The 24,471-nt window shown below is 73.3% G+C and carries 16 protein-coding genes; 4 read left to right on the top strand and 12 right to left on the bottom strand.

Annotated features, from left to right (window positions below; all coding sequences use genetic code 11):
• The first annotated feature begins 137 nt into the window (after positions 1-137).
• On the top strand, positions 138-1,283 hold the full coding sequence (locus HD597_RS43280; protein WP_253751425.1) for an acyltransferase family protein: 1,146 nt from the start codon (positions 138-140) through the stop codon (positions 1,281-1,283).
• On the opposite strand, the gene HD597_RS43285 is transcribed toward HD597_RS43280, so the two are convergent.
• The 5 genes from HD597_RS43285 to HD597_RS43300 form a co-directional block, all read right to left on the bottom strand.
• Positions 1,210-5,328 (bottom strand): alpha-(1->3)-arabinofuranosyltransferase domain-containing protein, encoded by a 4,119-nt coding sequence (locus HD597_RS43285; protein ID WP_253751428.1) that lies wholly within the window; start codon positions 5,326-5,328, stop codon positions 1,210-1,212. The genes HD597_RS43280 and HD597_RS43285 overlap by 74 nt on opposite strands.
• Positions 5,325-6,419 (bottom strand): glycosyltransferase family 4 protein, encoded by a 1,095-nt coding sequence (locus HD597_RS43290; RefSeq protein ID WP_253751430.1) that lies wholly within the window; start codon positions 6,417-6,419, stop codon positions 5,325-5,327. The genes HD597_RS43285 and HD597_RS43290 overlap by 4 nt, the downstream gene beginning before the upstream one ends.
• Positions 6,416-7,222, bottom strand: coding sequence for a glycosyltransferase (locus HD597_RS43295; protein ID WP_253751433.1), 807 nt, complete (start codon positions 7,220-7,222; stop codon positions 6,416-6,418). Before HD597_RS43295 ends, HD597_RS43290 begins: the two co-directional genes overlap by 4 nt.
• 12 nt (positions 7,223-7,234) lie before the next feature.
• Positions 7,235-7,369, bottom strand: coding sequence for a hypothetical protein (locus HD597_RS65195; protein ID WP_272894589.1), 135 nt, complete (start codon positions 7,367-7,369; stop codon positions 7,235-7,237).
• Between the two features lie 110 nt (positions 7,370-7,479).
• Positions 7,480-9,021 carry an MmpA family trehalose lipid delivery protein gene (locus HD597_RS43300; RefSeq protein WP_253751450.1) on the bottom strand — a complete coding sequence of 514 codons (1,542 nt, stop codon included), beginning with the start codon at positions 9,019-9,021 and terminating at the stop codon, positions 7,480-7,482.
• A gap of 87 nt (positions 9,022-9,108) precedes the next feature.
• Here HD597_RS43300 and HD597_RS43305 point away from each other — a divergent pair, with 87 nt between their 5' ends.
• On the top strand, positions 9,109-10,932 hold the full coding sequence (locus tag HD597_RS43305; protein ID WP_253751453.1) for a hypothetical protein: 1,824 nt from the start codon (positions 9,109-9,111) through the stop codon (positions 10,930-10,932).
• Between the two features lie 10 nt (positions 10,933-10,942).
• On the opposite strand, the gene HD597_RS43310 is transcribed toward HD597_RS43305, so the two are convergent.
• Together HD597_RS43310 and HD597_RS43315 are read right to left on the bottom strand one after the other, a co-directional pair.
• Positions 10,943-13,120, bottom strand: a complete 2,178-nt coding sequence (locus HD597_RS43310; RefSeq protein ID WP_253751456.1) for an acyl-CoA dehydrogenase family protein — start codon at positions 13,118-13,120, stop codon at positions 10,943-10,945.
• A 96-nt stretch (positions 13,121-13,216) separates the two neighbouring features.
• A complete protein-coding gene (locus HD597_RS43315) occupies positions 13,217-14,797 on the bottom strand; it encodes a hypothetical protein (RefSeq protein WP_253751459.1) in 1,581 nt (526 codons plus the stop codon).
• Positions 14,798-14,877: 80 nt separating this feature from the next.
• On the opposite strand from HD597_RS43315, the gene HD597_RS43320 reads away from it, so the two are divergent.
• Entirely contained in the window at positions 14,878-16,308 is a 1,431-nt protein-coding gene (locus tag HD597_RS43320) for an AMP-binding protein (RefSeq protein ID WP_253751462.1), read from the top strand.
• Between the two features lie 18 nt (positions 16,309-16,326).
• Positions 16,327-17,418, top strand: coding sequence for a S1C family serine protease (locus HD597_RS43325; protein ID WP_253751465.1), 1,092 nt, complete (start codon positions 16,327-16,329; stop codon positions 17,416-17,418).
• 90 nt (positions 17,419-17,508) lie between these two features.
• On the opposite strand, the gene HD597_RS43330 is transcribed toward HD597_RS43325, so the two are convergent.
• The 5 genes from HD597_RS43330 to HD597_RS43350 form a co-directional block, all read right to left on the bottom strand.
• Positions 17,509-18,051 carry an OmpA family protein gene (locus HD597_RS43330; protein WP_253751467.1) on the bottom strand — a complete coding sequence of 181 codons (543 nt, stop codon included), beginning with the start codon at positions 18,049-18,051 and terminating at the stop codon, positions 17,509-17,511.
• Positions 18,035-18,637, bottom strand: coding sequence for a hypothetical protein (locus HD597_RS43335; RefSeq protein WP_253751470.1), 603 nt, complete (start codon positions 18,635-18,637; stop codon positions 18,035-18,037). The genes HD597_RS43330 and HD597_RS43335 overlap by 17 nt, the downstream gene beginning before the upstream one ends.
• A 178-nt stretch (positions 18,638-18,815) precedes the next feature.
• Entirely contained in the window at positions 18,816-21,725 is a 2,910-nt protein-coding gene (locus HD597_RS43340; protein WP_253751473.1) for an AfsR/SARP family transcriptional regulator, read from the bottom strand.
• Between the two features lie 13 nt (positions 21,726-21,738).
• Positions 21,739-23,403, bottom strand: a complete 1,665-nt coding sequence (locus HD597_RS43345; RefSeq protein WP_253751476.1) for a serine/threonine-protein kinase — start codon at positions 23,401-23,403, stop codon at positions 21,739-21,741.
• A 26-nt stretch (positions 23,404-23,429) separates the two neighbouring features.
• Complete coding sequence (locus HD597_RS43350; RefSeq protein ID WP_253751479.1) at positions 23,430-24,392, bottom strand: GlxA family transcriptional regulator; 963 nt, start codon at positions 24,390-24,392, stop codon at positions 23,430-23,432.
• Positions 24,393-24,471: the final 79 nt, after the last annotated feature.

Raw genomic sequence — 24,471 nt, forward strand, 5'->3', positions numbered from 1 at the left:
ACAAAGTATGACAGTGAGTGATGTCCGTCACCGGCGGCCCGATCACCGCAACCAAATCGATAGAAACAAGTTCTATCGTGGTTTCGGCGGCCGGTGAAGCGCCGTACGGTCAGGAAAGCGAGAAAGTGGGAGCAGCGATGAGGGGCAGGGACGCCGCACTCGACGGCATCCGCGCGATCGCCGCGCTCGGCGTCTGGCTGCTGCACGTCGGGAGCAACACGGGCGTCATGTACCGCGAGGGCATGCTCCCCTGGATGATGAGCCGCCTGGGCATCGCCGTACCCATCTTCTTCCTCCTGTCGGGCCTGCTGTTGTACCGCCCGTGGGCGCGCGCGGTGATCGAGGATACGCCACGGCCGCAGCCGCTGCGTTACCTGTGGCGCCGCGTCCTGCGGGTGATGCCGGTCTACTGGCTGGTGACCGCGCTGGCGTTGTGGGCGTGGAGCCCCTTCGACTGGACCGGCTGGCTGAAGTGGATGTCGCTGACGCAGAACTTCTTCCCCGGCGACCCCACGCCCGACGGGCTCTACCAGATGTGGACGCTGCCCATCGAGATGTCGTTCTACGTGGTGCTGCCGATCCTGGCCTGGCTGCTGCACCGTTTCGCGCGCGGCGGGAACCGGCCGGTGCGGCTGCTGGGCGGCATCGCGGTGCTGCCGGTGATCTCCCTGGCCGTCGTGGCCGCCGCCCGGCTGTTCGAGCAGCCGCAGCTCGCGCTGCTGCTGCCGTACCACCTGATCTTCTTCGCCTGCGGCATGGCGATGGCGGTGCTGTCGGTGTGGATCGGGCACAGCCGCGTGATCGACTCGCTGGCACCGCAGCTCCTGGTGCTCGCGGGCCTGCTGTACGTGGTCCTCAGCACCGGCCTGGCCGGCCCGCGCACGCTCGCGCTGCCCACCCTGTCGCAGTCGCTGCTGCGGGTCAGCCTGGAGGCGGCGGTGGCGGTGCTCCTGGTGGCGCCGTTCGCGCTGGCCTCCCGGCCGGGCTCCCTCAGGAACCAGGTGCTCGGCAACCCCGTCATCGCCTACCTGGGCCGCATCTCCTACAGCTTCTTCCTCTGGCACGCGCCGGTGATCACGCTGCAGATGAAGCTCACCGGCGCGCAGCCGTTCCAGGGCGACTTCGCCAGCGTCGCGGTGGTGTCGTTCGTCGTCACGATGCTGCTCAGCGTCGGCAGCTACCACCTGATCGAGGCGAGCGCGCTCAAGCTCAGCGGACACCGGTCAGCACCTGCTCTTCCGCCGGGAGCTCCGGCTCCGCTGCCGGCCGCGCCGGCTCCGTGACGAGCTGCCCGAACAGCACGCCGACGGCCGCCACCGCGGCGAGCTGCGGAGCCTGGTCCATGAGCGGCCCCACGTCCACCCCGTAGTTCCGCAGCGCCATGGCCGCCGCCAGCGACGCCGTGGCCGCGCCGAAGCTCGTGGCCGCCGCCCAGTGCGCGGGCAGCCCGCGGGCCCGCAGCAGCAGGGTCACGAGCACGGCGGCGAGCACCGCGACCATGCCCTGCCAGCTCGCCACCCAGCCGCCGAACGCCAGCGCGAGCACGATCACGACCGGCGCCCGCGGCCGGGACAGCCGGGCGGCCGAGGCGGCGGACGTCTCGCGCACGTGCTCGGGCCGCGGCCCGCGCAGCGCCAGCGCGAGCAGCGCCAGCAGCGCGATCCCGGCCAGCCCGAGCAGCAGCGCGAGCCGGTAGGGGCGGTCGGGCAGGTATTCGAGCCTGGCGGTCCCCTGGGTGCCCGCGGGCAGCTCCCAGCCCTGCTTCCAGCCGTCGATCCGTACCGGTTTGAGCGTCTCCCCGCCGATCTGGGCCCGCCAGCCGGCGTTGTAGTTCTCGTTGACGACCAGGAAGGAGTCCTTCGGCGCGCTCACCGTGACCTCACGCGCGGACGTGCTCCAGGTGCCGCGCACCGCCGAGCCCTCCACGCCGTCCGGCCGGCGCGGCAGCGTGCCCAGCACGAGGGAGTCGATCGTGTACGGGTCCCAGCCCGCCACCCGCACCCGGTTGTCCCCCTGCGCCAGCTCCGCCCTGGAGCAGCCCAGGATCTGCACCGGCCGCTGTTCGAGCAGGTCGGCGTGGGTGCCGGCGACCTTGGTCGCGACGACCTCGCCGTTCACCTCGATCCGGGGCCCGAGCCCGCACGCCAGCCTGAGCGGGATGTCGGCGGGCCGGCCCACCGGGTCGACCCCGGGCACCACCAGCTCGGTCACCTGCAGCCGCTTGGAGAAGGGGTCGAAGCGCAGCTTCAGCCGGGAGGTGGACATGGCCTTGAAGGTGAGCACGCCCTGCTCGTCCACCCGCCCGCCGCGCACCTGGCCGCCGTCGCCGCTGACGACCACGTCCAGCGGCTGCATGTCGTCGCTCGGGCGGCCGATCTGGATGCGGGAGATCTTCCGCTTGCCCTTCCAGGCGATGCTCAGCGTGGGCTCGGTGTCGTCGGAGTCGGGGATCCAGGTGGTGCTGCCGTCCGCGTCGAACGCCGACCTGGCCGAGACCACGGCGTCGTCGCTGAGCTGGGAGGAGCCGGTCACGGTGGTCAGGTCCGTACCGACCCGGGTGAAGCGGTCGACCAGCTCGGGATCCCTCAGCACGGCGGTCCCGCGCACGTTCACCGCCGCGTCGGACCCCGCGCTGAAGGTCCGGTCGAACCCGGTCTCCTCGCCCTTCCTGGCCAGCGTCACCTCGTTGCAGACCCACCGGTACGGGTTGCGCACGCAGGCGGGCCGCTCGTCGAGGCCCCGGTCCATGACGTACACGTCGCCCTGCCCCGGCAGCCGGATCGTGCGGCCGGCCGAGACGCCGGGGATGGACAGCTCCACGATGCCGACCCGCTGGCCGTAGCTCCACGTGGCGGAGGAGGTGCCGGCGACCTTGAGCCGCACCCAGGTGGTCGGCCCGTCGGGCACGCGCAGCCGCTGCGGGTCCGTGCTGGCGGTGACGTCCTGCACCAGGCTGCCGGCCTCGGTCTCCACGGCGATCCGCCTGATCGACTGGCCGAGCATCAGGTCGGGGGCGAACATGACGTCCACGTACGGCGGCCGCATGCGCCCGGCCAGGTCCACGCGCAGCCATTCGCCCTGCGGGGCCGTGGCGCCGTCGTTCTGCCAGCCGGTGTCGACGTTGCCGTCCATGGCGGCCCACGGGCCGTTGCCGGGGCTGCTGATCCCGGCGATCGCGTACGGGTCGGCGACCGAGGAGGAGGCGCTGATGCCGGCGATGCCGTCGTACTCGGCCACCGCGGTCTCGTCCAGCCAGCCGTCCTCCAGCAGGTCCAGCTCCCTGACGCCGCCGAAGTCGGCCTTGTGGTCGGCCGTCAGCGTGGGCGACCAGTTGGACCTGATCTCGCCGAACGAGCGCTCGCGCAGCCGCAGCGCGTCGCTGACCACGGTCGGCGCCTCCCGCTTGCCGGCGTCGCCGCCGACGAGGACGGGGCCGTCGTCCAGCAGGCCGAGGTCGCCCATGGCGAGCAGCGAGTCGGGCCCGCCGCGCACCGTCAGCGCGTCGGCCGCGGGCTGCACGGAGACCAGGTCCGCGCTGCCGGACACCTCGTACAGGTCGAGCGCGGGGAACGGCGCGTCCACCTGGTTCACCGCGTCGTCGGTCTCCCGGTCGCCGACCACGTCGCCGAACGAGCGCACCTTCCTGATGCCCGGGGACTCGCGCAGCGCCTCGTACATCCTGGACGGCCAGGCGCCCTGGAGGTTCGCCCTGTTCAGGTCGTTCCTGACGAGCAGGTAGCGCACGCCCAGCCGGCGCAGCACCGCCGTCACCCCGGCCGAGCCGTGGCCGGCGGTGAGCCGCTGGTCCACGGCGTCGAGCAGCCTGGTCAGGCCCACGGAGCCGGGCGGCGTGATCTGCCTGGTGGTCCAGCGGGCGGTGGACAGGGCCTGCAGGGGCTCGTCCATGGGGCGGCCCCAGACGTACTCGCCGAACTTGGCGCCCGGCACGACGAGCACGCCGTCGTCACCGGCGTTGCCGTCGAGCCAGGCGGCCGCCTCCCGCCAGTGGGACGACACCTGCTGGAAGTCGCCCGGCGCGGCCAGGCCCTGGTTGAAGACGGGCGCCACGAGCGCGACGAACGCCGCCACGGCGGTCGTGCGCAGCGGGATCCTGGCCCTGACCAGCAGGTGGGCCAGGCCGAAGGCGAGGGCGAGCCGCACGAGCGGGTCGAACTTGCGCAGGTTCCGCAGCGGCGCGAGCGGCCCGTCGAGCAGCCAGCGCACCGGCTCGGCCGTGATCGGCTCCAGCGCGCCGGCGTGCCCCGCGACCAGCGCGACCACGCCGACCAGGAACATCGCCACCACGAACCCCTTGGCGGGCAGGTCGCGGCGCGACAGCCCGGCCAGGCCGAGCGCGGCGATCAGGCCGGTGACCACGACCATGGTGGCCGAGGTGGCGATCGTGAAGCCGGGCGGCTGCTCGAAGACGCCGCTGAGCGGCAGGTAGCGCACCCAGTCGGAGGCGCCGCGCAGCACGTTCGTGAGCGAGGTGACGGCGGTGGTGGTGTCGGCGGTCTCGGTGTACGGCAGGAAGTTGAAGGCGTAGCGGCCCACGAGCAGCAGCGGCAGCGACCAGAACAGGGTGGCCACCGCGACCGCCCCCGACCACCAGCCGAGCAGCCGCCAGCGCGGCACGGGGCGCGGCCGGGTCACGATGTACAGGACGGGCGCGACCAGCACGGCCAGCACGGCGACCGCGTTCACGCCGCCGCACAGCGCCACGGCCAGCGCCGACCTGATGGCGCCGCGGGCCCGCTGGCCGGTCTCCGAGGCGGTGAGCAGCGGGATGAGGATCCACGGCAACATCGCGGCGGGCAGCCACTCGATCGAGATCTCGCCGAGGATCGACAGCGTGCGCGGAGCCAGCGCGTACGCCAGCGCGGCGACGATCCTGGTGCCCGGCGTGCCGATGCCGAGCTGCCGGCCCAGCCGCTCCACGCCGAGGAAGGCCACGCACATCAGCAGCGTCAGCCAGAGCCGCTGCGTCACCCACGGCGCGACGCCCGCCAGGTCGCCGAGGGCGAAGAACGGCCCCATCGGGAAGATGTAGCCCGCCACCTGGTTCTGGAGCTGGCCGAAGTGCTGCAGGTCCCACAGGTGGGCAGCGCGCTCCAGCCAGCCGACCGGGTTGAGCGCCAGGTCCATCTTGGTGTCGGAGATGAGCCGGCCCGGCTTGGTGGTGAACGCCAGCAGGGCGAAGCCGAGGCAGCACAGCAGCAGCCAGAGCCGGCGCCTGGCGGGCCCGGCCACCGGCCGGCCACCGCCCGTGCGCCGCCCGGCCACCAGCTTGTCGGTCGGCAGCAGGGTCCTGGCCTGCTCCTTGCTCACCGTTCCTCCCAGCCGGGACCGGGGTCGGAGCCGTGCATCAGCGCGGTGAGGCGTTCGGCACCGCGGTCCCAGGAGAACCGCCCGGCCCATTCCCGACATTTCACGCTATAAGTGTGGTCCAGCTCGTCGAGTGCCGAAGCAAGGCCCTTGGCCAGGTCAGTGCCCTCGGGCAGCAGCCAGCCCGTCTCGCCGGGCCGTACGGCGTCGCGCAGCCCGTCCACGTCGAACGCCACCGTCGGCACGCCGAGCGCGGCGGCCTCCAGCACGCTCAGCCCCCACCCCTCGCCCTGCGAGGCGCTGACGTGCAGCCACGCCTGCGCCACGAGGCGCGCCTTGTCCTCCTCCGGCAGGTAGCCGTGCAGGATCACGCCCTCGGGCAGCCGGGCGCGCAGCGCCGCCTCCTCCGGGCCCCGGCCGACGATGTCCACCACCAGGTCCGGCCAGCGCTCGCGCAGCTCGGCGACGGCGTCGAGCAGCAGGTGCACCCGCTTGTGCGCGACGAGCCGGCCGAGGCAGACGAGCCGGGGAACCGGGCTTCTCGCGATGGTTCCCGGCTGCGCGATGCTCACCCCGTTCGGCACGATGTGCACCGGGCCGCGCCAGCCGAGCCGCTCCCGCATGGCCCGCACCGTGGACGGCGACACCGCCACGCTCGCGTGCCGCCGGTAGCTCCATCGCGACACGGGCCCCTCCAGGAACCGCCCGAACGCCGCCAGCCACCCCGGCAGGTGCACCCCGAACTGCCGGTCGTGCACGTGGTGCACGACGCACAGCACGCGGGTGCGCTGCCGCACCACCCAGGGGGTGAAGAACGGGATGCCGTTCTGGCAGTCGAGCACCGCGTCGAAGCGGCCCCCGCGCGGCAGCAGCCAGCCCAGCACCAGCGGATAGACGGAGAAGACCCCGCCCATCCGCACGAAGCGCACTCCTTCGGCGCTGTCGCGCCGGCGCTGCCCCGGCGCCCGCGCCGTGACGAAGCACACCTGGTGACCGGCGCGCGCGAAGCGGCGGGCCAGCTCCCAGGCGAACGTCTCGGCGCCGCCGGCCTGGGGATGCCAGGGGTCACGCCAGTTGACGACAGCGATCTTCACGGATATCCGACGGGGTCGAGCGGCGGCTCCCAGGCCGGGTGCGCGGCGGCGGGCCGGGGCCGGGTGTGCAGCCGCAGCCAGATCCGCCCCAGCTCCAGCACGATGCCGAAGGTGTGCCTGGCCGGGGAGAAACGCGAGCCTGGCATGTCGCGCCAGCGCACGGGGATCTCCCGCACCGTCGAGCCGCGCTCGACGCAGCGCGCGAGCAGCTCGACGTCGAACGCGAAGCCCGGGGTGCGCAGCCTCGCGGCGCTCTCGCGGGCGAGCACGCCGTCGAAGAACTTGAAGCCGCACTGGGTGTCGCTCACGCCGTGCACGAGCGCGCCGGCCAGCGTGCGGAAGCCGAACGCGCCGAGCTCCCGCACCTTGCTGTGCCGGTTCTCGACGTGCGAGCCCAGGTGCGCCCTGGAGCCGATCACGACGCGCTCGCCGGACAGCAGCAGCCCGAGCGCCACGTCGATGGCGTCGAGGTCGGTGGCCATGTCGGCGTCACAGAAGCCGACGAACGGCGCGCTGGTGCCGAGCAGCCCGGCGCGTACCGCGGCCCCCTTTCCGGGGATCGCGCACTGGACGAGGCGGACGGGCACGGGGCTGCGCGGCCAGTTCAGAACGATCTCGGCCGTGCGGTCGGTGCTGTTGTTGTCCACGACGATGACAGAGGTGGGGAACGGCATTCGGGCAAGCTTCGCGCACAGCTGCAGGAGCCCCCCGGGAAGTCGTCGTTCCTCGTTGTAGGCGGGAACGACGATCTCAAGCAGTGGTGGCCGGCTCGCCCTCTCGTCCCCTGGTGGAGAGGGTGGCATGTTCGGCTCTGATTACCGGTCGCCGTAGTTGTAGAGCGGCTGGTTGACCGGCGTGGCGGTGGCGCCGGTGAAGGTGACGGTGGTGACCGTCGCCACGAGTGCCGCAACGGCGACGCCGATCATCGCTGCTAAGAGGATCTTGATCACGGGGTTCCTCCTCGAGCGGACATTGGTGCGGGCGTCCCTAAACCTAGAACCAATTCTTGCTACTCGGAAGTAGCTAGACGAAATCTTAACAAAGTCGCTGATCAGCGTACCTATTCGGACGGAACCCGCGACACGGGACCGTCGAATCGGTACAACCGCAGGTCACGGGTATCGACCAGGACCCTCGCGCTCCGTAGCCACATACCGAAGCGCTGTCGCTCTTCACCTGTCCCCGCGTCGACTATCACGTAGCGAAACCCCGCCCCCGGCAGGTCGGGTGAGGCTCCTTCTAGTACGTGTTCTAGCCCCTGGACGCGCGGGTCCTCGCTCCTGACGACCAGATCGCCCACCCGTACGGCGTCGTTGGAGACCACCCGCCGGCCCGGCGTCGCGAAGAAGCGCTGCGCCGGATCCAGCACCGCCCGCCCGCCGTTCCACGGGAACTGCCGGTACGACTCGAACGGCAGCACCAGCACGTCCCCCGGCTCCCGATCGCGCCGGATGACCTCCCGCGCGACCGTCCAGCTCTCCGGGTACGGCACGGCCCCGAGCCGCCCCAGCGAGCCCCACGCCATGGTCGGCAGCACGGCCACCGGCACCAGCGCCAGCGCGCCCACCCACACCCGGTGCCGCGCCACCCGCTCGGCCAGCAGCCCCAGCCCCAGCGCCGCCACCAGCGCCAGCGGTGCCACGTACTGCTGGGCGTCCCTGAACACCGCGAACCCGCCCCACACCTCCACCACGACCCACGCGAACGCCGCCCGGCCCGGCTCGCTCACCCCGACGCACGCCACGCCCAGCCCGATCGCCGCCGCCGCGGCCAGCCCCCGCTTGTACGGCACGTCCGCCCGCAGGAACGCGACGACCCCGACGAGGGTGAGCGCCAGCCTGGCCACCGCCCCCACCACGGTCTCGTAGCCGGGCGGCACCGCGTGCGCGTTCCAGATCCCGCCCAGCGACAGCAGGCTCCCCACGGCGCCGAACGGCGTGTCGGCCCTGGCCGCGAAGGCCTCCACGCCGGCGGCGTCGCCTTCGATGCCCTGGGGCCGCAGCGCCGTCGGGATCAGCCACGGCAGGCTGAACACCGCCAGCACCGCCACCACCCGCACCAGGGCCTTCCCCCGTGCCACGGGAAGCGCCGTGAGAGCCGTGACCGTCATCGCCGCGAACCCGCCCACCGCCGCCGGCAGCACGGCGGGCACGATCCTGCGCCCCGACCGGACGGCCCGCACCACCCAGGGCAGCCCGGCGTACCCGAGCAGCAGCGCCCACTGCCCGATCAGCAGCCGCTCGGCCACGTACGGGTTCCACACGTAGAAGGCGCCCGCCACCAGCCTCGGCCCCAGCGACTGCGACGGCAGCAGCAGCGCCGCGCCCGAGCAGCCCAGCACGAAGATCCCCAGCAGGATCGCCTTCTGCACCAGCTCGGCGGGCAGCACCTGCGCCAGGGCGGTCACGACGGCGTCGCTCGGCACCACTCGCGCCGCGCCGCCCGCCAGCCCGAACGTGAACCGGGAGAACGCCGGGTCCGGCACGAACACCATGTCCTGGAGCAGCGTGAACCCCCACCCCAGGGCCGGCCCGAGCGCCAGGCAGCCGAGCGCCAGCCCGAGGAGGGCGGCGGCGAGCCCGGCTCGGGCGGTGTACGGCATCCCGCAATGACATCACAACAGAGCCACGGCCATTCCCTTGATCACCGCCGCGTGGTTACCCTCGCCGGTGACGGGAGGCTGGGGGCCATGACCGTGCAGGGGATGCGATCACGCGGCGGCGACGCCGTGCTCGCGACCGGGCTCGTGATGGTGGCGGTGCAGCTCGTGTGGAAGTTCGAGCTGGTCAGGCGGACGTTCTTCCGCCAGGACGACTTCCACTACATCATCAGGGGCCAGGAGAGCGGCTTCACCTGGGACTACCTCATGTGGGTGGACGTGGGCCACCTGCTGCCTGGCGGGTTCGGCATCTCGTGGGCGATGGCCCGCCTCGGCGGCTACAACGAGCTGCTGGCCCACTCGATGACGATCACGCTGCAGGCCGGGGCGAGCCTGGCGCTGCTGCGACTGCTGTGGCTGCTGTTCGGGGCACGGCCGGCGATCCTGGTGCCGCTCGGGTTCTACCTGCTGACGCCCATGACGATCCCGTCGCTGTCGTGGTGGGCGGCGGTGCTGGAGACGCTGCCGCTGCAGCTGGCGCTGCCGATGGCGCTGTCCTCGCACCTGCTGTACGTGCGTGACGGCCGGGTCCGGCACGTGGTGGCGGCCTGCGCGTGGACGCTGTTCGGGCTGGTCTTCTTCGTCAAGGCCGCGTTCGTCCCGGTGCTGATGCTGGTGATCACCGCCGGCTGGCTGACGCCGGGCTGGATGCGGCTGTGGCGGGCCTGGGTGCCGTACGCGGGGCTGCTGGCCGCGTACTCGTACGTCTTCTTCACCGGGCTCTACAGCTCCGTGCAGATCAACAACGCGACGCAGACCCCCGGCCTGCCGGACGCCGGCGTGGCGGGCGAGTTCTTCTGGATGCTGGGCTCGCGCGGCCTGATCCCGTCGGCGCTGGGCGGGCCGTGGCAGTGGCGGCCGATCGGGGACGACTACGCGATGGCCGCCCCGCCGGAGCCGCTGGTCTGGATCGGGCTGGCGGTCGTGGCGGCCGTGGTGGCCGTGTCGGTGCGGTGGCGGCGCCGGGCCTGGCTGGCGTGGCTGGTGCTGCTCGGCTACTTCCTGCTCGCCGACGTGGTGCCGGTGCTGCTGGGCCGGATCGAGCTGCTCGGGCCCGGCATCCTCGGGTACGAGCTGCGGTACCTGGCCGCCACCGCCACGGTCGTCGCCGTCGTGCTCGGGCTGGCGTTCATCCCGCTGGAGGGCGAGGAACGGCCCTGGCTGCGCCCGCGCACCCGCCTCAGGTGGGCCTGGGCGCCGCTGGCCGCCGCCGTCACGGCCGGGTCGGTCTGGTCGGTGGCCGCGTACGCCGACCGCCCGCTCGGCGCCACCGTCCGCGGCTACGTCGCCACCGCCAGGCAGGCGCTCTCCCGCGTGCCGGAGGGCACGGTCGTGCTCGACACGCACGTGCCGCCAGGGGTCGCCGCCGCCGCCTTCTTCCACGACTACGCCCTGCACTCCAAGCTCCTCGGCGTGCCGGACCCGTGGCCGGTGACGTGGCAGCGCGAGCTCTCCGGCCCCGTGCAGCAGCCGATGACGTTCGACGCGCGAGGCCGCCTGCGCCCGGTCGCCATCCGGGGCCTGCGCGTCCCGCAGCGCGGGAACTGCGTGCCGGTCGGCCCGGACGAGGTCCGCTTCCGCCTGCCGGGGCGGCTGCCCGGCGGCGCGTACACCGCGCAGATCACCTACCTGAACAGCGCGGAGACCACCCTGTCGGTACGGCTCGGGCTCGGGGTCACGCAGGTGCGCGCCGGCAAGGACCTGGGCAGGACGTTCGCCCGGATCCCCGGCGAGGGCGCCGAGCTCGCCCTCCGCACGGACGGCGGCCCTGACGCCTGCGTCGGGGAGATCAGGATCGGCCACCCCGTCCCCGACGAGGACGGGGCGGCCGTTCCTCCGCGGTCCGCGGAGTGATCGACCGGGCCTACTTGCCCGGCTCCGGGTCCCTCGGCAGGCCCAGCATGCGCTCGCCGATGATGTTGAGCTGCACCTCCGTGGTGCCGCCGTAGATGGTCATCGCCCGGGTGGCCAGCACGGCCCGGTTCCAGTAGCCGGCGTCGCCGAGCTTCATGTCCGCGGCGGTCACGGCAGCGGCGCCGACCAGCTCCACCGCGGTCTCGGAGACGTGCTGGGCGTGCGAGGTGGACAGCAGCTTCCGTACGGAGGCGTCCGCGCCCGGCTCGGCCCCGGCGAGCTGCTTGAGCGTCACCCGCAACGACAGCGCGTTGATCGAGTGCCCCTCGCAGACCACCTCGGCCACCGTCTGCGCCTCGACCGGCGTCAGCTCCCGGCCCAGCCGCCCGACCAGGCCCAGCAGGTCGGGCACGGACGCGCCGGTGCCGCCCGAGCCGGACGACAGCGAGACGCGCTCGTTGGACAGCGTGTTGCGGGCCACCTTCCAGCCCTCGCCGACCTCGCCCACGACCAGGTCGTCCGGCACGAACACGTCGTCGAGGAAGACCTCGTTGAACAGGTTCTCGCCGGTCATCTCGGTCAGCGGCCTGACCGTGACGCCCGGAGCCTTCATGTCGACCAGGAAGTACGTGATGCCCTCGTGCTTGGAGCCCTCGCTGGAGTTACGGGCGATGCAGATGCCCCACTCCGCCACGTGGGCGACGGACGTCCAGATCTTCTGGCCGTTGAGCTTCCAGCCGCCCTCGACCTTCTCCGCCTTCATCTGCAGCGAGGCCAGGTCGGAGCCGGCGCCGGGCTCGGAGAAGAGCTGGCACCAGATCAGCTCGCCGCTGAGCGTCTTGGGCAGGAAGCGCTGCTGCTGCTCGACGGTGCCGTACGCGGCGATCGACGGCACCACCCAGGCGCCGATGATCATGGCGGGCAGGCGCACCCTGGCGGCCTTGAGCTCCTGCGCGATCAGCACCTGCTCCAGCGGCTTGGCGTCGCGGCCCCACGGCTTGGGCAGGTGCGACATGACGAACCCCTGATCGGCCAGGGCCCGCTTCTGCTCCTTGCCCTCCAGCTTGGCGATCTCCGCGATCTCGGCGCGGATCGACTCGCGCAGCGCCTCGGCGCCCTCGGGCAGGTCGATCTCCATCTCGCGGGAGACGCCCTGCAGGGACAGCTCGGTCACGGTCGCCGCCCACTCGGCCGACGAGCCGAGCAGGGCGCGCAGGGTGAGCGCGCGGCGGTAGTAGAGGTGCACGTCGTGCTCGAAGGTGTAGCCGATGCCGCCGAAGGTCTGGATGGCGTCCTTGGCGCACCGCACGGCGGCGTCAGGGGCCATGACCCCGGCCACGGCGGCGGCGAACCGCAGCTCCTGGCCCTCGGCGCGGGTGGCGTCCCACACGGTGGCGCGGGCCTGCTCCAGCGCGACCAGCATGCGCGACAGCTTGTGCTTGATGCCCTGGAACTGGCCGATCGGGCGGCCGAACTGGACGCGTACCTTGGCGTACTCGGCGGCGGCCGTCACGCACCAGGAGGCCACGCCCGCCGCCTCGGCGCCGAGCAGGATCGCGGCCAGGTCGCGCACGTCGGAGGTCTCGACGCCGTCCAGGACGCCCTCGGCGGGGACGACCGCCTCCGACAGCTCCACCTTGGCGACCGGCCTGGTCAGGTCGAGCGACTTGATCTCGGTGACGGTGGCGGAGGAGGCGTCGACGAGCACCCACTCCTCACCCTCGGGCGTGCTGACCGGCAGCACCAGCGAGTCGGCCAGCGAGCCGCCGAGCACGGGCTCGGCCGTGCCGGAGACGACCAGGGAGCCGTCCTCGCGGCGGGTGCCGGTCAGCGTGCCGGTCAGCGCGACGGCGGCGGTCAGCGTGCCGTCCACGAACGACTCCAGGTGCTCGCGGCGCTTGGAGGCGTTGATCACCGCGCTGGCCAGCACGGTCGGCACGAACGGCCCCGGCGCCATGCGCTCGGCCAGCGCCTCGACGGCCACGGCCGCTTCCAGGAGCCCGTAGCCGGAGCCGCCGTACTCCTCGGGCACGTGCAGGCCGAGCAGCCCCTGCTCGGCCAGGCCGGACCAGAACGCGGGACGCCCTTCGGTCCCGGCGCGCAGCAGCTCCGAGGGGATGTTCCGCTCAGCCCAGCCGCTCACCGACTCGCGGAGCGCCTCGTGCTCCTCGCTCAACCCGATCGCCATTGTCCATCCTCCAGCCAGGTCCGAGTCATGCCCAGAATCATATTCTAGAGGATGCTTCTGGCATACCGCTCTCCCGCGCTGCCTTTCCTGGGCTTCCTACAGCGGACGCACCTGCTGGACCAGCGTGTTCAGGTCGCGCCAGCGGGTCTTGTTCGTCTCGGGGATCGAGGCCATGAGCATCGCCGGCTTCGTCTTGCCCACCTCGATGACCGTCACCATCGCCTGAGCCTCCTGCTCCTTGCCGCCGACGGTGTAGGTGACCTTGTAACCCAGCGTCCAGCCCTTGCCGACCGGGATCTTCTGCGAGGCGGTCCACTCGTCGAGCTTGGCGCCCGCGGGGTACTGGGTGCGGATCGTCCAGCGGGCCGCCTGGGTGGCGATCTCGCGGTAGTCGGCGTTCGAGGTGGGCTTCTCCTCCGGCGACTCGCCCGGGTACATGGCGGAGGCGATCACCGTGTGCGGGACGGCGACCTTGCCGATGCGCTGCGCGATCGAGAACGGCGGGAACGACTTCGCCTTCCACGGCGAGGCCAGCCTCGGGTAGGAGATGCCGCTGTTCTTGTCGGTGATCGTGCCGGACACCGTGGAGGCCGTGCCGGACAGCGTGGCGTACTTCTTGGAGTCGGGCACCGGAGGCAGCACGATCGGCGTCTCGGTGGGGGTCGGGCTGGTCGACACCGTCGGCGTCGCCGTGACGGACGGCACCGGCGCGACCCGGACGACCTGCTCGGACGGCTCCTGGTTGGCGGGGACGTCGCCGCGGAACACGACGAACACCAGCAGCACGGCCACGACCGTGCCGAGGATGGCGCCGACCAGGTAGACCGCCTTCATCGGGATGTCGCCGAAACGGCGGGCCCTGGGCTCCGGAGGGAGCGGGGGGACGGGCGGCGGGGGCTGCAGGTACTGCTGCTGAGGCGGCTGGCCCAGCCGCAGCCCCGCACCCTGGCCCTGCATCGGCCCCGGGTTCTGCATCGGCCCCGGGCCGTGACCGGGCCCCGCGCCCTGACCAGGCCCCGGGCCCTGACCGTGGCCCATGCCCTGACCGGAACCCGGGCCCTGACCGTGACTCACGCCCTGACCTGGGGCCGGGCCCTGCGCCTGACCCGGATGCCGGCTCTGGCCTGGTCCCTGGCCGGGAGCCGGCGCGCCTGTCGGCGCCTGGCCCGGGGGCTGGGCGGAAGGCCCGCTCGGCGGCTGGGCCGAGGGCCCGCTCGGCGGCTGCGCGGACGGTCCGCTCGGCGGTTGCCGTTTCGGGGTCCGGCTCGGCGCGGGGGCCACCATCTTGCCGGGCGACTGGCCGGGCGACTGGCCGGGAGCCGGGGCCGGCGTCTTCGCCGGCGCCTTGGCGGAAGCCTGACCGGTCGGCTTGCCGTTGGGCTGATCGGTCGGCTGACCGTTGGGCTGATCGGCGGGCTGGTCGGCGGGCTGGTCGGCCGGACGGCCGCCCTTCTGATCGGTCGACCGGCCGCTCTTGGCGGCGGACTGGCCGCCGTTCTGAGCGGGCGGCTCGTCGGCGGGCTGCTCCTCGGCCTGCTCCGGCGACTTCACCGGGCTGGACGGCCCCGGCGCGGGCGGCCGCGAGATCCTGATCGTCTCCTCCGCGGGCAGGACGACCTTGCGGAACGGGGTGGTGGGTGAATCATAGGTGCGCCTGCGCTCGCCGTCGTCCGCCATGGCCTTGAGGTTACGTCACGAGAGAGCGGGATAATTCCTCTATTCCCCCAGCAGAATCTAATTCTGTAAGGTCTGCCAACATGAGGGGTTTCTACGAGATCGCCGCCAACGACCCTGAACGCCCCGCCCTCCTCGGCGACGAGGGCATCACCTACGGACGCCTGCTCGACCGCGTCAACCGCGCCTCCAACGGCCTGACCTCGCGCGGAGTCGCGCCGGGCGACTGCGTGGTCACCGTGCTGAAGAACGGGGCCGACGCGCTGACCATGATGCTGGCGACGTACCAGATCGGGGCCTATCTCGTCCCTGTCAACTGGCACTTCACCGCCGAGGAGATCGACTACATCGTGGGCGACTGCGGCGCCAAGGTGGTGATCGCGCCGGACGCCCTCACGGTGGACGAGCTCGTCGCGGGCCGGCCCGCCACCACGCCCGGCCACCGGCGGGCCGGATCGATGATGCTCTACACCTCGGGCACCACCGGACGGCCCAAGGGCGTGCGCCGGCGGCTGCTGGACCTGACGCCGGAGGAGCTGTACCCGATCCTGTTGCGCAAGAGCTGGCGGCACTTCGGGCTGCCCATGGGCGGGGTGCACCTGGTGTGCTCGCAGCTCTACCACTCGGCGCCGTACGGGCAGGCCATGATGGCGCTGCAGTTCGGGCACTCGATCGTGGCGCCCGAGCGGTTCGAGGCCGCCGCCGCGCTGGAGCTGATCCAGCGGTACCGGGTGACGAACGCGTTCATGGTGCCCACGATGTTCCACCGGCTGCTGGCGGTGCCCGACCGGGAGTCGTACGACCTGTCGTCCCTCACCCATCTCTACCACGGGGCCGCCCCGTGCCCGCCGGCCACCAAGCAGGCGATGATCGACTGGCTCGGGCCGGTGGTCTGGGAGTACTACGGCTCCACCGAGGCCGCCGTGGCGACCATGGTCTCCTCCCAGGAGTGGCTGGCCAGGCCCGGCACGGTCGGCAGGGCGCTGGACGGGATGACGTTCACGATCGTGGACGAGGACGGCGACGAGGTGCCGCCGGGCTCGCCCGGGCTCGTCTACATCGGCGGCATCAACCGCTTCGAGTACCACGGCGACCCGGACAAGACAGCCGCGGCCATGCGCGGGCGCGACTACACGCCGGGCGACATCGGCTACCTCGACGAGGACGGCTACCTGTTCCTGCTGGACCGCCGGACCGACCTGATCATCTCCGGCGGCGTCAACATCTACCCGGCCGAGATCGAGGCGGCGCTGCTGGAGCACCCCTCCGTATCCGACGTGGCGGTGATCGGGGTGCCCGATCCCGAGTGGGGGCAGAAGGTGGTGGCGCTCGTCCAGCCGGTGGCCGGGGTCACCGGCGGCGAGGAGCTCACGGCCGAGCTGCTGCGGCACTGCGCGCCCCGGCTGGCCAGGCTCAAACACCCCCGGCTCATCGAGTACCGGGAGTCCCTGCCCCGGACGCCGACGGGCAAGCTGAGCAGGCGAAACGTCCGGGAAGCGTATCTTTCGAGCTGAGCTGGGCAGGATCTCCCCATGAGGGAGATCGTCGCGGGACTGGCCGCCGCAGCCGTACTGGTCGCCGGCTGCGGGCCTCCCCCTACCACCACAGGCACCGTCAGCCCGTCCGCGCCGTCCTCCCCCACGGCCTCGCCCACGACACCGCGCACGTCCACGGCCTCGCCCACCATGTCGCCGCAGGCGCTGGAGTCGGCGTACGAGAAGGTCATCTCGGACGTCCTGCCGTCCATCGTGCAGATCAACACGAAGGTCGGGCTGGGGTCCGGCATCGTGTTCGACACCAAGGGCCACATCGTCACCAACGCGCACGTGGTCGGGCAGGCCACGCAGATGAACGTCACCATCGCCACCGGCGGGCCGCCGCGATCGGCCAAGCTGGTCAGGTCGTTCGCCGCAGGGGACCTGGCCGTGATCAAGGTGGACCGGCCCGACGGGCTCAGACCGGCCCGCTTCGGCGACTCCTCGAAGCTGCGGGTGGGGCAGATCGTGCTGGCCATGGGCAACCCGCTGGGATTGTCCGGCAGCGTCACGAACGGCATCGTCTCCGCGCTCGGCCGTACGGTCACCGAGCCGCAGAACCCCGACTCGCCCGGCGCCACCATCGCCGGCGCGATCCAGACCTCCGCCGCGATCAACCCGGGCAACAGCGGCGGCGCGCTCGTGGACCTGTCAGGTCACGTGATCGGCATCCCGACGCTCGCGGCCACCGACCCCGCTCTGGGCGGAGGCGCCGCGCCGGGCATCGGCTTCGCGATCCCGAGCAACACGGCCACGGACATCGCCCGGCAGATCGTCGAGCACGGCAAGGTCACCAACAGCCACCGCGCCGCCCTGGGCATCCGGGGCAGCACGGTCATCGGCTCCGACGGCCAGCCGACCGGGGTCGGGGTGGCCAGCGTCGAGCGGGGCGGGGGCGCCGAGAAGGCGGGCATCCGCGCGGGCGACGTGATCACCTCGATCAACGACACGGACACGCCGACGATGGCCGTCCTGGCCGAGACCATCACCACGCTCAAGCCGGGCGACCGCGCCCGAGTGGGGGTGACCCGCTCGAACGGCCAGACCCAGACGGTCACCGTGACGCTGGGGCAACTCGCGGGCGAGTGACGGCCCCGGTCCCGCACCGGCGACCCGGCGACCGGTCCTGCGCCGCCCGCGTCCCTTCGCGGGCGCGCCGACCGCAGGCGGGCACCGGGGTCACTGCTTGGCGGTGAAGACGATCTCGACGCGCCGGTTCCTGGCCCGGTTCGGCTCCACGGGCTTGCCGTCGATCACATTGGGCACCTTGGGCCGGCTCTCGCCGTAGCCGCGCGCCTCCAGCGTCACGCCCGCCGCCGCCAGCAGCTTCCGCATCGCGCTCTCGACGGCCTGCGCGCGCCGCTGCGACAGCGTCACGTTGTAGGAGTCGCTGCCCTGGTCGTCGGTGTGCCCCTCGATCCTGACCACCCCGCCGGCCCCTTCGGCCTCGACCTTCTCGGCGACCTTGGCCAGCCGTTGCCTGGCCTTGGCGGTGAGCCGCCACTTGTCCAGCGCGAACAGCACGTCGCTGGTCACCGCCACCGTCACCTCCCGCCCCACCTTGCTCTCGCTCTCGGTGCCGTCCATGGACTCGACCTCGCCCACGATGTCCTCGACGGGCAGGACGAGGTCCTCGACGGCGCCGGTGGCGTCCGCGGGCGGGCTGGGGACGGGGGTGGGCGACAGGACGAGGGTCAGCGCGACGCTAAGAGATCGGAACATCGGTGAACACGCCGAACATCGGCATCTCGATGTTGATCTTCGTGACGTCCGCCGGCGGGGCCGCGAACACCGCGTACAACGTGGAGGCCTCCTCCGGCTCCAGGAACTGCCCCTGCGTGCCGGAGCAGACGCACTCCGCGCCCTGGCCGGTGCCGTTGCGGGCCACCCGGTAGCGCTTGGCGTTGACCGGGTCGATCAGGGAGACGGCCGAGACCGTGAAGTCCAGCGGGCCTCCACCCAGGCCGTTGTGCAGGTTGACCTTGCCCTCGGTGGCGGTGACCGTCCAGTTGAGGCTCAGGGTGCGGCCCTGGCGCCTGAGCGCGGTGATGTCGACCCGCGCCTTGCCGTACATGTCGCCCGCGCCGACCTTGACCTCGCGGCCGGCGATCACCGCGGTGTCCTGCGGCGGCGCGCTGCGCTCGGGCGCCTGCCCCGTGGGAGCCGCGGACGCGGACGTGGACGCCGGCTGCCCCTCCGCCGCGGCCTGCGACTGCCGCTCCTCACCGCCTCCGCCCTGCCGGCCCGGCAACATGCCGCACCCTGCCAGCACGATCGCCGTGACAGCCAGCGCGAACGTCTTTCGCATTACCTGGTCACCTTCGTATGTCGGGGATGTGGCCCTCACCCTACGGAGGCGACCTTCAGGATCCGCATAGTCGGCTGTATCCACCGACCACGCCGCCTGCCGGCCTCCCGCGCGAGCCTGCCGCCCTCGGCCTTGATCCGCTCAGCACCGAGGCCGTCAAACTCTTCCATACCTCCCATCAGGGCCTCAACCGCCCGGCCCGTGCCAGTGCCTGACGGGCCCGTTCGGCATTCCTGCGGTCCCCGTACGCGGTGAACGTCTCCAGCGCCGCCCGCGCCGCGTCCACCGCGGCTGCCGGGACGCCCTCCGCCTCCTCGACCTCGGCCAGCACGAGCAGCGCCGCCGCCTCGGGGAGCCGGTCGCCGAGGCGGCGGTTGATCCCCAGCCGCCGCTCCACGCAGTCGCGGGCCTGGTGGTGGCGGCGCGCGGTGAGATGCAGCCTGGCCAGGTCGAGCAGCGCCTCCGCCTCCCCACGCAGGTCACCCAGCTCCTGGTACGCGGCCAGGCCCTCGTTCAGCGTGCTCTCGTCCCCGTGCAGGGAGCCGAGCGCCCGCAACGCCTCGGCCCGCCCCCGCCGGTCGCCGGCCTCCTCGAACACCCGCAACGCGCGCCCGAACGCCCGCTCCGCCTCCAGCTCCCGCGCCGACCGCCGCCCACCCGCGCCGCCCTGCCCCCGCGCCGTCCACCGCCCACCCGCGCCACCCTCCGCCTCGGGCTCCGGCCGGTGACGGTCCACCGCGGCCTGGATCAGACCCAGGCGGAGGGTGATCCGCGCCAGCTCCAGCCCGTCCACGAGGGGCTGGGCCGCCCTCAGCGCCGCGGCCGCCGCGTCCATGCGGCCCTCCGCCCGGTGCAGGTCGGCCAGGCCGCGCAGCAGGAGGGCCTCGCCCTGCCGGTGGCCCGCCGCCCTGGCCGCGTCCAGCCCGGTCGCCGTCGCCGCGTGCCAGTCGTCGTGGTGCGCGCCCAGCTCGAACAGCGGGGTCAGGTAGAAGGCCAGCCGCCACGCGGCCTCGTACAGGGCGGCCTTGAAGAAGTCCTCGACCGTCGCCACCAGGAACCGGCGCTCGGCGCTCAGCCAGCGCGCCTCCTGCCGCAACCACCCCGTCTCCAGCCCGTCACCGCCCCGCCGCGACCATCCCGCGCGGCCGGCGAAGGGATGCCCGCCCGCGGCCGCTCCGCCGCCTCCAGGAGGCCCCGGGTCCCAGGCCGGGCCGTCCGCTCCGGGCAGCGGGGCGTCGGAGGGCCCGGGGAGGTGGATCTCGGTGCGGCCGGTGCCGGGCTCCGCCGGGAGGAGGGCTTCGCGGGCGTGGCGGGTCCGTTCCAGGATCTCGCCCGCCAGGGCCGCCAGCACCCGGCCCTGTCCGCCGTCCTCCTCGGCCAGGCGTTCGGCCGCGTACAGCCGGGTCAGGTCGTGCCACCCGTACCGTTCCTGACCCGCCTCGTCCAGCCCGCGCGACTGCAGCAGCCCCGCCTCGACCAGCGGCTCCAGGTCCGCGCCCAGCGCCCAGGGCGCGAAGTCGGGCGCGGACAGCGCGCCGAGCCGGCGCAGCAGCCGCCGCTCCGGGTCCGGCAGGCCGCGGTAACCCAGGGCGAGGCTGCCGCGTACGGCGAGATCGCCGGCGCTGAGCTCGTCGAGCCGGCGCCGCTCGTCGCCGAGCCGCCCCGCCAGGTGGGCGAGCGTCCAGCCCGGCTTCCTGGCCAGCCGGGACCCGGCGATGCGCAGGGCCAGGGGCAGGTGTCCGCAGAGCCGGACGATGCGCAGCGCGGCCTCGGGCTCCGCGCGTACCCGTTCGGGCCCGGCCACGCCGCCGAGCAGCGCCACGGCCTCGTCCTCGTCGAGCAGGCCCAGCTCGTACGCCCGCGCCGCCTCCAGCCCGGCCAGCGGCGACCGGCTCGTCACCAGGGTGAGGCTGCCGGGCCCCGTGGGGAGCAGCGGGCGTACCTGGGCCTCGTCGGCGGCGTCGTCCAGCAGGACCAGCAGCCGCCTGCGGGCCGTCATGCTGCGGTACAGCCGCACCCGATCGTCCAGCGCGGGTGGCACCGCGCCGTCCGGGCAGCCGAGGGACCGCAACAGGTCCTCCAGCACGGCGCCGGGCGGGCGGGCGCCGAGAGCGGCGTACAGGCGGCCGTCCGGGAGGTCGAGGGCGGTGGCGGCGCGCACGGCGGCGGCCGACTTGCCGCAGCCGGGCGGCCCGTGCAGGACCAGGTGCACGGGGGCCGGGGCGCGCTCGGCGGCCATCCGCGCGACCCAGTCGAGCACCGCCCGCCGCCCGGCGAAGTCCGAGATGTCGGGCGGCAGCTCGTTGACCGGCTCATCCAGGGCACCTCCCGGTCCAGCACTGCGGCCGCTGGCCGGCGGGTCCGTGGCGGTGTCGTCCAGGACGTGCTGGTGGGCGGCCACCAGCTCCGCTCCGGGCTCCAGGCCGAGCTCCTCCACCAGCGTCCGCCGCACGTCCTGGTACGCGTTCAGCGCCTCCGACCTGCGCCCCGCCTGGTGCAACGCCTCGATCAGGCGGACCCAGGCACGTTCGCGCAACGGATGGGCCCCGACCAGCGCCCGCAGCTCGCCCACCACCTCGGCGCCCCGCCCCAGCCGCAGGTCGAGCTCCACCCGCTCCTCCAGCGCGGTCAGCCGCAGCTCCTCCAGCGGCACGCCGTGCGCCCGCCGCAGCGCCGACGACTCGACGTCCGCCAGCGCGACCGGCCCCCGCCACAGCCCCAGCGCCGCCCTGAGCCCGTCGGCCGCCTCCGCCACCCGCCCGGCCCGCCTGGCCTGCCTGGCCGCGGCGACCAGCCGTTCGAAGCGATGGCAGTCCACGTCGTCGCGCTCCACGTCGAGCAGGTAACCCCCGGGCACGGTACGGATGCCGCCGACGACCTTGCGCAGCCCGCTGACGTACACGCGGAGCACGGACTCGGCGGACGCGGGCGGCCGGTCGTCCCAGACCGCGGACAGGAGCCGCTCGACCGGCACCTGCTCGCGCGCCGACAGCAGCAGCGCGGCCAGTAACGTCCGGTGCTTGGCCGGTCCCGGTGCCTGGCCGCCGTCGACGCGCAGCGGACCGAGCACGCCGAAGCGCACGTTCACCGGCGCCTCGGCCTCACGCGCCGGTCGCCGGACCGACGGCCACGGTCGCCGGTCCGACCGCGGAGGACGCCGGCCCGGCGGCGACGGCCGCCGGTCTGACGGCGAAGGTCTCGAAGCTCACGCGGGCCTGCCCGGTGGCGCTCGATGCCGCGTGCACGCCCGCCTCGCCGGGCCCGTACGGCTCCTCGGCGTCGGACACCTCGGCGACCAGGCTCTCGTTCAGCCACATCCGCAGGGTCACCTTGCTCCCGCTCTGGCCGCATTCCGCGACGACGCGGTCGGCGGCCGTCCTCGGCACGTCCGCCGGGCCGTACAGGATCCTGCCCCCGGTGCCCGTGCGGCGCTTGACGATCGACACCTTGCCCGCGCCGCTCACTCCGAACTCGTAACGGTCTCCGGAGCTCGCCGAGCCGTGGCACCACACACCGTACTCCCCCTCGCCCTCCTCCAGGGTGGCCTTGGCGCTGACGATCACCCCGTTCTCCGGCTCCTGGACGGGGGCCGACTTCCACAGCCGCCAGCCGGGCTCGACGGTCAGCTCGTAGGCGGCGCCGTCCAGGCGGGCGTCGCCGGCGTCGGACGCGCCGACGGCCCATCCGTCCGTGAACCCGGCCTCGTACGGCCAGGTCCGGGAGGCCAGGCCGGGCAGGGTCACGGCGGCGACGGCGACGACCAGCGCAGCCGCGCTCCCGGCCGCCGCCACCCACGGCCACCGCCTCCTCCGCCGCCCGCCGGAAGCCGCCACGACCTCGGGCCGCCCACCGGAAGCCGCCACGACCTCGGGCCGCCTGCCGACAGGCCCGGCTGCAGACTGCTCGGCGGAGGCCGCCACCGCGCCCACGGGCCGCTGGACGCCCCCCGTCCACGTACGTTCGACCACCTGGGTGGCCGTGGCCAGGCGCGTCCCGCCCACCAACTCGGCCAGCAGCTCCTGAGCCGTGGGCCGCAGCCGCGCGTCCTTGGCCAGCGCCCGCTCCACCACCCCCCGGATGCCTTCGTCCAGCCCGTCCAGCCACGGCTCCCGATGCAGGAGCCGGTAGAGCGCCTCGGAGTGCGGGCTCCCGAAGGGCGGCCGGCCCGTCCCGGCGAACGCGATCACCCCGCCCCACGCGAACACGTCGGCGGCGGGCGTCAGCGGCTCCCCGCGCGCCTGCTCGGGCGCCATGAACGCGGGCGTCCCGAGTATCGCCTGGCTGGCCATGGAGTCGTTGACGAGCTGCGCGACGCCGAAGTCGATCACGCGCGGTCCCAGCGGCGACAGCAGCACGTTGGAGGGCTTGAGGTCGCGGTGGATCACCCCGGCCCCGTGGATGGCGCTCAGCGCGGTGGCGACGCCCACCGCCAGCGCCTCCAGGTTCGCGCCTGACAGCGGCCCCTGCTCGTGCACGGCCTGCGCCAGGTCGGGCCCCTTGACGTACTCGGTGACGAGGTAGGCCACGTTCCCGTCGATCCCGGCGTCCAGCACGGGCGCGGTGCAGAACCTGGCCACCCGCCGGGCCGCCGCCGCCTCCCGCTCGAACCGCCGCCGGAACACCGGATCCCCGGCCAGGTGGGGATGGATGAGCTTGACCGCGGCCAGGCCGCCCGTGGGCGTGGCGGCGAGGTGCACCTCGCCCATGCCGCCCCGGCCGAGCAGGCGCCGCAGCGTGTAGCCGCCCACGACCCGGTCACCGTTCATCGCAGACACCCTAGCCAGAGCCGGGATCAGCCGACCGCTTGCGTCAGGCGGTAGCGGGAGGGGGGGATGCCGTACCGGTCGATGAAGGCCTGCCGCAGCGTCTCGGCGGTGCCGAACCCGCAGCGCACCGCCACCGCCGCCATCGGCAGCGAGGTGGAGGCGAGCAGGTGGGCGGCGGCCTCGGTGCGGGCCTGCCTGACGTAGCGGCCGGGCGTCTGCCCGAGGTGCTTGAGGAAGAGCCTGGTCAGGTGCCGCTCGCTGACGCCCGCCTCGATCGCCAGCGTGGCCGTGCTCAGGTCGTCGCGCAGGTGGGCCGAGATGTGTTCGAGGGTGCGCTTGACCAGGCTGTTGGCGGGCGAGGGGGCGCTGACGAACATGCTCATCTGCGCCTGGTCGCCGGGTCGTTGCAGGTAGGTGACGAGGTTCCTGGCGACGGTCCTGGCCAGCTCGGTGCCGTTGTCCTCCTCCACGAAGGCCAGCATGAGGTCCAGGGCGGCGGTGATGCCCGCGGAGGTGGCGACGTTGCCGTCCCTGATGAAGATCGGGTCGGGGTCCACGACGACGTCGGGGTAGAGCTCGGCCATCCGCTCGGCCTGGTGCCAGTGCGTGGTGGCGCGCCGGCCGTCGAGCAGGCCGGCGGCGGCCAGGATGTAGGAGCCGGTGCAGACGGAGGCGACGCGGCGGCTCTCCTTGGCGAGCCGGCGGACGTGGCTGACGATGAGCGGGTTGCCGGCGGCGTCCTCGTGGCCGATCCCGCCCGCGACCACGACGGTGTCGAGCGGCCCCGTGACCCGCTCCAGGACGAGCTGGGCGCTCAGGGTCAGCGCCGTGGCCGTGGTGATGGGGTGACCGCCGGGGGTGGCGACGCGATACTCGTAGTACGGCTGCGCGCCGTGCCAGTTGGCGCTCTCCAGCGTCGAGGTGATGCTCGCGATCTCGAGCAGCTCCGAAGCCTCGTAGGCCACGATCACGACCCGTCTTCGGTCCATGGCCCCGACTGTAGGTCCGAAGGACGCAGAACCCAAGTTTCCGGACCTTCCCGGCCGTCGCCCTTGGCCGCCGCGGCCC

The organism is Nonomuraea thailandensis, assembly GCF_024172165.1.
Classification (GTDB): Bacteria; Actinomycetota; Actinomycetes; order Streptosporangiales; family Streptosporangiaceae; genus Nonomuraea; species Nonomuraea thailandensis.